The sequence below is a fragment of the Bradyrhizobium sp. genome, assembly GCF_049691595.1.
GTDB lineage: Bacteria > Pseudomonadota > Alphaproteobacteria > Rhizobiales > Xanthobacteraceae > Bradyrhizobium.
Window position 1 is genome coordinate 1 of the sequence record NZ_JBAVNZ010000216.1, and the last position, 8,724, is coordinate 8,724.

Annotated in this window: 12 protein-coding genes; 10 read left to right on the forward strand and 2 right to left on the reverse strand. The window is 65.4% G+C overall.

Features of this window, described 5'->3' with window-relative positions; all coding sequences use genetic code 11:
• The 9 genes from ffh to WCE35_RS09790 all read left to right on the forward strand — a co-directional run.
• Nucleotides 1-1,395 (forward strand): signal recognition particle protein (ffh, locus tag WCE35_RS09750; protein ID WP_424593133.1); only part of this gene is annotated, 1,395 nt, incomplete at its 5' end.
• A 172-nt stretch (nucleotides 1,396-1,567) separates the two neighbouring features.
• A complete protein-coding gene (rpsP, locus tag WCE35_RS09755; protein WP_424593134.1) occupies nucleotides 1,568-1,903 on the forward strand; it encodes a 30S ribosomal protein S16 in 336 nt (111 codons plus the stop codon).
• Between the two features lie 17 nt (nucleotides 1,904-1,920).
• The gene (gene rimM, locus WCE35_RS09760) at nucleotides 1,921-2,442 is read left to right on the forward strand and encodes a ribosome maturation factor RimM (protein WP_424593135.1); all 522 of its coding nucleotides are present in this window, start codon (nucleotides 1,921-1,923) and stop codon (nucleotides 2,440-2,442) included.
• 55 nt (nucleotides 2,443-2,497) lie between these two features.
• Complete coding sequence (locus WCE35_RS09765; RefSeq protein WP_424593136.1) at nucleotides 2,498-3,580, forward strand: zinc-binding dehydrogenase; 1,083 nt, start codon at nucleotides 2,498-2,500, stop codon at nucleotides 3,578-3,580.
• Nucleotides 3,581-3,589: 9 nt separating this feature from the next.
• The gene (gene trmD, locus WCE35_RS09770) at nucleotides 3,590-4,360 is read left to right on the forward strand and encodes a tRNA (guanosine(37)-N1)-methyltransferase TrmD (RefSeq protein ID WP_424593137.1); all 771 of its coding nucleotides are present in this window, start codon (nucleotides 3,590-3,592) and stop codon (nucleotides 4,358-4,360) included.
• Nucleotides 4,361-4,579: 219 nt separating this feature from the next.
• Nucleotides 4,580-4,972, forward strand: coding sequence for a 50S ribosomal protein L19 (gene rplS / locus WCE35_RS09775; protein ID WP_424593138.1), 393 nt, complete (start codon nucleotides 4,580-4,582; stop codon nucleotides 4,970-4,972).
• A 237-nt stretch (nucleotides 4,973-5,209) separates the two neighbouring features.
• Entirely contained in the window at nucleotides 5,210-5,344 is a 135-nt protein-coding gene (locus tag WCE35_RS09780) for a hypothetical protein (protein ID WP_424593139.1), read from the forward strand.
• Between the two features lie 77 nt (nucleotides 5,345-5,421).
• Nucleotides 5,422-6,828 carry a 3-isopropylmalate dehydratase large subunit gene (leuC, locus tag WCE35_RS09785; protein ID WP_424593140.1) on the forward strand — a complete coding sequence of 469 codons (1,407 nt, stop codon included), beginning with the start codon at nucleotides 5,422-5,424 and terminating at the stop codon, nucleotides 6,826-6,828.
• Nucleotides 6,829-6,914: 86 nt separating this feature from the next.
• A complete protein-coding gene (locus WCE35_RS09790; RefSeq protein WP_424593141.1) occupies nucleotides 6,915-7,118 on the forward strand; it encodes a hypothetical protein in 204 nt (67 codons plus the stop codon).
• Between the two features lie 61 nt (nucleotides 7,119-7,179).
• Here WCE35_RS09790 and WCE35_RS09795 read toward each other — a convergent pair whose 3' ends face one another.
• On the reverse strand, nucleotides 7,180-7,689 hold the full coding sequence (locus tag WCE35_RS09795) for a hypothetical protein (RefSeq protein WP_424593142.1): 510 nt from the start codon (nucleotides 7,687-7,689) through the stop codon (nucleotides 7,180-7,182).
• A gap of 358 nt (nucleotides 7,690-8,047) precedes the next feature.
• Between WCE35_RS09795 and WCE35_RS09800 the strand changes: the two genes are divergently transcribed.
• Entirely contained in the window at nucleotides 8,048-8,182 is a 135-nt protein-coding gene (locus WCE35_RS09800; protein WP_424593143.1) for a hypothetical protein, read from the forward strand.
• A gap of 11 nt (nucleotides 8,183-8,193) precedes the next feature.
• Here WCE35_RS09800 and WCE35_RS09805 read toward each other — a convergent pair whose 3' ends face one another.
• Nucleotides 8,194-8,520 (reverse strand): hypothetical protein, encoded by a 327-nt coding sequence (locus WCE35_RS09805; protein ID WP_424593144.1) that lies wholly within the window; start codon nucleotides 8,518-8,520, stop codon nucleotides 8,194-8,196.
• Nucleotides 8,521-8,724: the final 204 nt, after the last annotated feature.

The window sequence follows — 8,724 nt, forward strand, 5'->3', positions numbered from 1 at the left end:
AGTTTTACCGAGAAAGTCCGCGAGCAGGCCATCGGTGCCACCGTGGTCAAATCGGTGACCCCCGGCCAGATGGTGGTGAAGATCGTCCATGACGAGCTGGTCGCCATCCTTGGTTCCGACGGCCAGACCATCGACCTCAACGCGGTGCCACCGGTCGCGATCATGATGGTCGGGCTGCAGGGCTCCGGCAAGACCACGACCACCGCAAAACTCGCGCGCCGCCTGGTCCAGCGCGACAAGCGCAAGGTGCTGATGGCCTCGCTCGACGTCTACCGCCCGGCGGCGATGGAGCAATTGGCCGTGCTCGGCCGCGACCTCGACATCCCAACCTTGCCGATCATGGCCGGCCAGAAGCCGCCGCAGATCGCGCAACGCGCGCTGCAAGCCGCCAAGCTCGGCGGCTATGACGTGGTGCTGCTCGACACCGCCGGCCGCACCACGCTCGACGAAGCGATGATGAGCGAAGCGGCCGAAATCAAAGCCGCTGCCAACCCGCACGAGGTGCTGCTGGTCGCGGATGCCCTGACCGGCCAGGACGCCGTCAATCTGGCGCGCGCGTTCGATCAGCGCGTCGGCCTGACCGGTATCGTGCTGACACGGGTGGACGGCGACGGCCGCGGCGGCGCGGCGCTGTCGATGCGCGCGGTCACCGGCAAGCCAATCAAGCTGATCGGCACCGGCGAAAAGACCGACGCGCTGGAGGATTTCCACCCGAGCCGGATTGCCGGCCGTATCCTCGGCATGGGCGACGTGGTGTCGCTGGTCGAGAAGGCGGCGGCCAATATCGACGCCGAAAAGGCCGCGCGCACCGCCGAGCGGATGCGCAAGGGTCAATTCGACCTGTCAGACATGCGCGAGCAATTGCTGCAGATGGCGAATATGGGCGGCATTAGCGGGCTGATGGGAATGATGCCCGGTATCGCGAAAATGAAGAACCAGATCGCCAATGCCGGCATCGACGACAGGATTTTGAAGCGCCAGGTCGCGCTGATCGATTCGATGACGCGGCAGGAGCGCAAGCATCCCGACATCCTGAAAGCCAGCCGCAAGAAGCGCATTGCCGCCGGCGCCGGCGGCAAGGTCGAGGACCTCAACAAGCTCCTCAAGATGCACCGGAACATGGCCGACATGATGAAGGCCATGGGCTCCGGCAAGCGCGGCCCGCTGGCCGGCATCGCGCAGGCGATGGGTTTTGGCGGCGGCGTGCCGTCGCCCGAACAGATGAAGGCGCTGGCGGAGAAAATGCCTGCAGGTACCGGGCCGGGCGGCATCCCCGCGCTGCCAAAAGATATTCCGGTCGGCCTGCGTCAGGGCCTGCCGGGCTTGACCGGCCTCAGCGGCAAGCCGAACCTGCCAGGGCTCGGCGGCTTCCCCGGATTGGGGAAGAAGAAATGAGAATTACACGCGCCACTCTACTCGTCATTCCGGGACGCGCCGCTTGGCGCGGGCCCGGAATCCATACTCCCGATCGTGGTTATGGGTTCCGGGCTCGCTCGCTGCGCTCGCGCCCCGGAATGACGAACTAGTTGAATTACACACCCAATCAAACCACGCTCAGGAGAACCAGATGTCAGTCGTTATCCGCCTCGCGCGCGCAGGCACCAAGAAGCGCCCGGTCTATCACGTCGTCGTCGCCGACTCCCGCTTTCCTCGCGACGGCCGTTTCATCGAGCGGCTCGGCCATTTCAATCCGCTGCTGCCGAAGGACAACGAGGCGCGGCTGAAGCTCGACTTGGACAAGGTCAAGGCATGGCTCGCCAAGGGCGCGCAGCCGTCGGACCGCGTGACGCGTTTCCTCGACGCCGCCGGCGTCAGGAAGCGCAGCCCCCGCAACAATCCGGAAAAGGCCGTGCCGCGCAAGGAGCGCAAGGCGCAAGCCGAAGCCGCCGCCAAGTCGGCGTAAGCTGACCGGGCGCGACGGTGGCAGCACCGATCTGCGTCGCCCGGATCGGCGCGGCGCATGGCGTGCGCGGCGCGGTGAAACTGTGGACGTTTACCGAAGACCCGCTGGCCGTGCAGCGCTACGGCCCGCTGATGACAAAAGACGGCGCGCGCTGGTTCGAAGTGACGCATGCGCGCGAGGCCAAGGGCCATCTGGTGGCGACGCTGAAGGGCATCGCCACCCGCGAAGCGGCCGAGCGGCTCAACGGCGTCGAGCTCTACATCGCGCGCGAAAAGCTGCCCGACACCGACGACGACGAATATTACCACGCCGATCTGATCGGGCTCGCCGCGGTCACAGCCGCGGACGAACCGCTCGGGCGCGTCATCGCGATCCATAATTTCGGCGCCGGCGACATCATCGAAATCGCGTCGCCGAACGGCGCGACCATGATGTTGCCGTTTACTCATGCGGTTGTGCCCGCCGTCGATCTTGAGGGCGGGCGCGTGGTGATCGAATTGCCCGCCGAGATCGACGGTGATGATCCGGCCGCGGCCTGATCGCGCTTTGGCTTGATGGACGTCGATCCGCGTCTGCCTCGGGGAATGATCGCCAATGACATCCACCCACAAGGCCTGGCGCCTGCACGCGCATAACGATCTGCGGTTTGACGACGTCGAGACGCCAACGCCGGCGGCTGACGGCGTTTTGGTCAAGATCGAAGCCGGCATGGTGTTGTCCTACACCGGCAGGGTGCTGTCAGGCTCCGTGCCCTACGGCCTGCCGCCAATGCCCTTCGTGCCCGGCACCAATGCGATCGCCCGCGTGATCGCGGCCGGCGAGAACGTCACGCACACCAAGGCCGGCGATCGGGTTTTCCTGAGCCCGCATTTGCGCGGCGATGCGCCCGATCGCGAGCCGCCGCAAATCCTGATCGGACTGACCACGACAACCGCGACGCCGGCGGCGCTCGCGCTGCAGGCGCGCTGGCGCGACGGCGTATTCGCCGAGATCGCGCATTGGCCCGCGGCCTGCGTCACGCCGCTGGCTGGACTGGATGACAGATCGGCGACCGAACTGATCGGCCTGGCAAAATTGATCGTGCCGTTCGGCGGGCTGCAGCGCTCCGGCCTGCACGGCGGCGACACCATCATCATCAACGGCGCCACCGGCTATTTCGGCTCCGGCGCCGTCATGCTGGCGGTCGCGATGGGCGCCGGGCGCGTCGTCGCGGTGGGACGCAAGGCCGACGCGCTCGAATCGTTGCACGCAGCGTTCGGCCCGCGCGTGGTTCCCGCAATCGTCACCGGCGAGAGCGAGAAGGATTTCCAGGTCATCCGCAACGCCGCCAATGGCGGCGCGGATGTCGCGCTGGATCTGCTCGGCAGCGCCGAGAGCACGTCGACCACGCTGTCGAGCCTGCGCGCCCTGAAACGCGGCGGGCGGCTGGTGATCATGGGCAGCGCCAACGTGCCGCTGGAGCTTTCGTTCCGGGAAATGCTGGCGAACGACTGGGAAGTGGTCGGCCAGTTCATGTATGCGCGCCACGCCCCTAGCCAGCTTGCGGCGCTTGCCGCCAGCGGCGCGCTCGACCTGACGAAAATCAAGGCCAAGACCTTCGCGCTCGCCGATTTCGGGCAGGCGGTCGAGGCGGCGGCCGCGATGCAGGGCCTCGATCTCACGGCCATTGTGCCGTAACCAAAGGCCATGACTTCCAAAGCGACGACATGGCGCGCGACGGTGCTGACGCTGTTTCCGGACATGTTCCCGGGGCCGCTTGGCGTCAGCCTCGCCGGCAAGGCGCTGGCATCAGGGCTGTGGGTGCTGGAGGCGCGCGACATCCGCGATTCCGCCACCGACCGGCACCGCAGCGTCGACGACACCCCGGCCGGCGGCGGACCGGGCATGGTGCTGCGCGCCGACGTGCTGGCGGCTGCGATCGATGCGGCCGACGCTGCGCCGGGCGGTCCAAAGGACCGGCCAAGGGATCGGCCAGGAGACCGGCCAAGGCTGTTGATGAGCCCGCGGGGTCGGCCATTGACCCAGTCGCGGGTAACGGAACTCGCCGCCGGGTCCGGTCCCCTGATCGTCTGCGGCCGGTTCGAGGGGGTGGATCAGCGGGTGATCGAGGCCCGCGGGCTCGAGGAAGTCTCGATCGGCGATTACGTGCTTTCCGGCGGCGAGATCGCGGCCATGGCGCTGATCGACGCCTGCGTCCGGCTCTTGCCGGGGGTGATGGGAAAACAGGCTTCGGGCGCGGAGGAAAGCTTCTCCGAGGGGCTACTGGAATACCCGCAATACACCCGGCCGCAGGAGTTCGAGGGTCGGCCGATCCCGGAAATCCTCACCTCCGGCGACCATGCCAGGGTCGCGGCCTGGCGGCGGGCCGAATCCGAGGCGTTGACAAGGGCGCGGCGGCCGGATCTGTGGGCGATCAAGTCCGGCCAAAATCGCCCAAAAAACACGACAGACGGGTGACAAAGCTCAGGCCTTGCCGTATACGGACGCCAAATCCGTGCACCGAGCATTTTCAGGCAAAGTGGCATCCGGTTTGCCGTGAGAAAATGCTCCAACCAAATTGCGCGTATTCCGTTCGCAAAACCGGTGTCCACTTTTGCGAAATACGCGCTACAGGATATGGACGTTCGCGCAGCCCGCGCTCGTGACTGGCTGGGCGCGCCGCCGATGGAGATTTCAATGAACCTCATTCAAGAGCTCGAAAAAGAGCAATTCGACAAATTGTCCGCGGCCAGGACGATCCCGGAGTTCGGACCCGGCGACACCGTCATCGTCAACGTCAAGGTGGTCGAAGGCGAGCGTACCCGCGTGCAGGCCTATGAAGGCGTCTGCATCGGCCGTTCCGGCGGCGGGCTCAACGAGAGCTTCACCGTCCGCAAGATTTCCTACGGCGAAGGCGTCGAGCGCGTATTCCCCGTGATGTCGCCGATGATCGACTCGATCAAGGTGGTGCGCCGCGGCAAGGTGCGCCGCGCCAAGCTGTATTACCTGCGCAACCTGCGCGGCAAGTCGGCCCGCATCGTCGAGAAGCAGGATCGCGCCACCCCGGCCGCGGCTGCCGTCGGCGAGTAGCTCATCCTGCATCAGGATATGACGAAAGGCGCGGGCTCAAATCCCGCGCTTTTTCGTTGCGGCATGCCGTCATCGCGAGGAGCACTTGCGACGAAGCGATCCAGCCTTGCTGCTGCAAAGACTGGAATCTTCGCGGAGCCTGTCATCGGGCGCGCATTCGCGCGACCCGGCGGCTCGCAATGACGGTGGTTGCAAACGCATATCGCGCTCCGATACCTCATATGCTAGAAGTTCGGAATGGTTCCGGATCAAACCAGCACCGCGTGCCGGCTCGCCGCACCGATCGTGATCGACGATCGCTCGCGCCTGCCCGGCCGCTTCTTCGGACGGTTTGCGACCTCGGCGACCTCGGAACTTGCGCGCGCGTCCTGATGCTGCGCTGACTTCTCTCCTGTTCGCGCGCAACCGCACCTCACCGCTCACAGAGAATCGCCTTGGAGCTTAAGCTCATGTCCAAACCGACCACGCTGTATGACAAGATCTGGAACGACCATCTGGTGCACGAAGCCGAGGACGGCACCTGCCTGCTCTATATCGACCGCCATCTGGTGCACGAGGTGACCTCGCCGCAGGCGTTTGAGGGCCTGCGCACGACCGGGCGCAAGGTCCGCGCGCCCGAGAAGACGCTGGCGGTGGTCGATCACAACATTCCAACCACCGATCGCTCCAAGCCCAATCCCGATCCGGAAAGCATCGAGCAGATGCGGGTGATGGCGGAGAACGCCAGGGAATTCGGCATCGAATATTACAGCGAGCACGACAAGCGCCAGGGCATCGTGCATGTGATCGGCCCCGAGCAGGGCTTTACGCTGCCGGGCACCACCATCGTCTGCGGCGACAGCCACACCTCGACCCACGGCGCGTTCGGCGCGCTGGCGCACGGCATCGGCACCTCGGAAGTCGAGCACGTGCTGGCGACGCAAACGCTGATCCAGAAGAGAGCCAGGAACATGCGCGCCGTGGTCGACGGCAAATTGCCCGACGGCGTCACCGGCAAGGATATTATTTTGGCCATCATCGGCGAGATCGGCACCGCCGGCGGCACCGGCTATGTGCTGGAATATGCCGGCGAGGCGATCCGCGCGCTCTCGATGGAAGGCCGCATGACCGTCTGCAACATGTCGATCGAGGGCGGCGCCCGCGCCGGCCTGGTCGCGCCCGACGAAAAGGCGTTCGAGTTTTTGAAGGGCCGGCCGAAATCGCCGAACGGCGCCGCCTGGGACGCCGCGATGCGCTACTGGGAAACCCTGCGTTCGGATGAGGACGCGCATTTCGATCACGAGATCCGGCTGGACGCGGCAAAACTGCCGCCGATCGTGACCTGGGGCACCTCGCCGGAAGACGTGGTGTCGATCACCGGCATGGTGCCCGATCCCGACAAGATCGCGGACGAGGCCAAGCGGCTGTCGAAACATCGCGCGCTGAACTACATGGGCCTCAAGGCCGGCACCAGGATCACCGACATCAGGCTCGATCGCGTCTTCATCGGCTCCTGCACCAACGGCCGCATCGAGGATCTGCGCGCGGCGGCGAAGATCGCCGAGGGCAGGACGGTCAACGGCCATGTCAACGCGATGGTCGTGCCCGGCTCGGGGCTGGTGAAGGCGCAGGCGGAGGCCGAAGGGCTCGACAAGATCTTCATCAAGGCCGGCTTCGAATGGCGCGAGCCGGGCTGCTCGATGTGCCTTGCGATGAACCCCGACAAGCTCGCCCCCGAGGAGCGCTGCGCCTCGACCTCGAACCGCAATTTCGAGGGCCGGCAAGGCTTTAAAGGCCGCACCCATCTGGTGTCGCCGGCCATGGCGGCGGCCGCGGCGATCGCCGGGCATTTCGTCGACGTCAGGGAGTGGCGGTAGCGCCTCAACTTCGCAGCGTTCTGGAAACGCCTCGTTAATCCGACGGGCGCAGACTGGCTCTTTGCGCAAGACGCAAGGAGCCGGCCATGGCCGACAAACCCGAATTCGTCGATATGATCAGCGAGGCCACGCGCCAGATGCGGCGCCGTGACGTGCCGCGCGTGGCCGAACCGGAGGTCAAGGAAACCTCGCGCCTCAGCCACTGGCCGCCGGACCGCTGGGAACAGTGGCGGATGGAGACGCTGACGCCGTGGAAACTAAAATCCTGGAAATTCAGGAACTGGGATTAACCACGTTCCCGCCGGCTAATACGATGAGCGCCATTCGGCGCCCATCGTGTCTCGGGTTTCATCAATAGCGGTACGGATATCCATAGTGGTGCGAGCGGTGGCGCCAGTAATGGTGACGATGCCAGTGGCGATAATGGCAGATCTTGCGCGGCCCATAATAGGTCCAGACGATCCTGCAGCGGCGCGGGTAGTAGTAATAGGACGGCGTGTAGTAGAAGCGCCGGTGGAAGTGATGTCGCTGGAAGTGGTGCCGCTGGAAGTGGTGCCGATGATATGCGTAGCGATAGCCGCCGCCGTGGTAGACCGGGGCCGCGCGATATCCGCCGCCATGGAACACGGCGCCGCCGCCATGGAAACCACCACCGTGGTGGAAACCGCCGCCGCCGTGGCCGCCGTGTCGAACTTCGGTCAACGCCCGGTCCGCGGCTTGCCTGGCCAGCGGTGCGGTGCCCGGAGTGACCAGCGACAGCGCCTCGGCGCGCTGCTGGGATGCCGCCGACAGAACCAGCATCGCGGCGGCCGCGAGGCCCAGGCGGCGAACAAGGCCGCGACCGGGATTTCTGTTGTTCATCATTGAACCCTCCTGAAACCGTCGGCGAAAAATGCCGAGCCGCGCCGCGGCCGGATTTCGCCGCATTCATTTGCGGTCGCTCCCAGGCTAACGTTAGAGACAGCCATGTGAACATGCCATGAACGCGCGCAGGGAATTCGTTAAGGAGGATTCGACTTTGACGTCGATGCGATCATGCAACTCGAGATGCCCGATCGTGCCGCCTATGATCGCTGCCAGCGATAGCCGTAGGCGTATCTTGCGCAGCTACCTGTCAGAGGAGATGGCCATGGCATGGTCTCGAACAAGGCGATGCAAAGCTGCTCTGGCGCTTGCGGCTACATCGGCTGCGGCCAGTCTGCTGTCAGCGAATGCGGCCGTGGCGTCCCAGGGCCCCGGCGGCGGCATGGGGACGGCGAGCCATCTGACCCAATTGGCGATGGCGATCCTTGTCTATGGCGCATCGGCGATCGTGGTCGGCGCCGGATTGGTCGGCGCCCTGCGCCGGCGCTGAGGACCAAAAACTCAGCCCCGCCGCCAGTAGCAGTTCAGGCGCGGCGTGATGACGGTGCCGCTCGGGCGGTACTCCTGCACGTAAGCGGCGTAGCACGCCCGCACGGCATTGGGACCAGGATCGTAGCGGGGAAAAACGTCGGGTTCCCACTGATCGCGCTGGTAGATCGGCACGCGCCGCACCGGCCGCCGGCGCTGCGCCGAGATATCCGTGATGGCCTGGCTCGAATCCCGGGCAGCACCTGTCCCGGACGACGCCGTTTGCGCCTGCACGCCTGTCGCCGGCAGCAAGAGCCCGGCAAAAACCGCTGCGATCGCGACCGTCACAATTCGTGTCATTACGCCCACCCGGACTTTTGTCGGCGCATACGCTCTCCGATTGTCGTGCCAAGGTCAACTGTGCGTGTGACCTCGGGCAGGGTAATCGGGTGAAGAGGTTCGTGACAAAAGACTGAAGTGCTGAATCTGTTGTGATCCACTGAGTCGAGGTGGAGGACAGTGATGGATTCGGACGAGGCAGGATTTTCAGCGATCGCGGAGACG

Bases quoted from the DNA above. Each gene is read 5' to 3' on its own strand.
- WCE35_RS09805 (WP_424593144.1), bottom strand. From the start codon at position 8,520: ATGACACGAATTGTGACGGTCGCGATCGCAGCGGTTTTTGCCGGGCTC.
- WCE35_RS09765 (WP_424593136.1), top strand. From the start codon at position 2,498: ATGACATCCACCCACAAGGCCTGGCGCCTGCACGCGCATAACGATCTG.
- trmD (WP_424593137.1), top strand. From the start codon at position 3,590: ATGACTTCCAAAGCGACGACATGGCGCGCGACGGTGCTGACGCTGTTT.
- WCE35_RS09790 (WP_424593141.1), top strand. From the start codon at position 6,915: ATGGCCGACAAACCCGAATTCGTCGATATGATCAGCGAGGCCACGCGC.
- leuC (WP_424593140.1), top strand. From the start codon at position 5,422: ATGTCCAAACCGACCACGCTGTATGACAAGATCTGGAACGACCATCTG.
- WCE35_RS09780 (WP_424593139.1), top strand. From the start codon at position 5,210: ATGGTTCCGGATCAAACCAGCACCGCGTGCCGGCTCGCCGCACCGATC.
- rpsP (WP_424593134.1), top strand. From the start codon at position 1,568: ATGTCAGTCGTTATCCGCCTCGCGCGCGCAGGCACCAAGAAGCGCCCG.
- rplS (WP_424593138.1), top strand. From the start codon at position 4,580: ATGAACCTCATTCAAGAGCTCGAAAAAGAGCAATTCGACAAATTGTCC.
- WCE35_RS09795 (WP_424593142.1), bottom strand. From the start codon at position 7,689: ATGAACAACAGAAATCCCGGTCGCGGCCTTGTTCGCCGCCTGGGCCTC.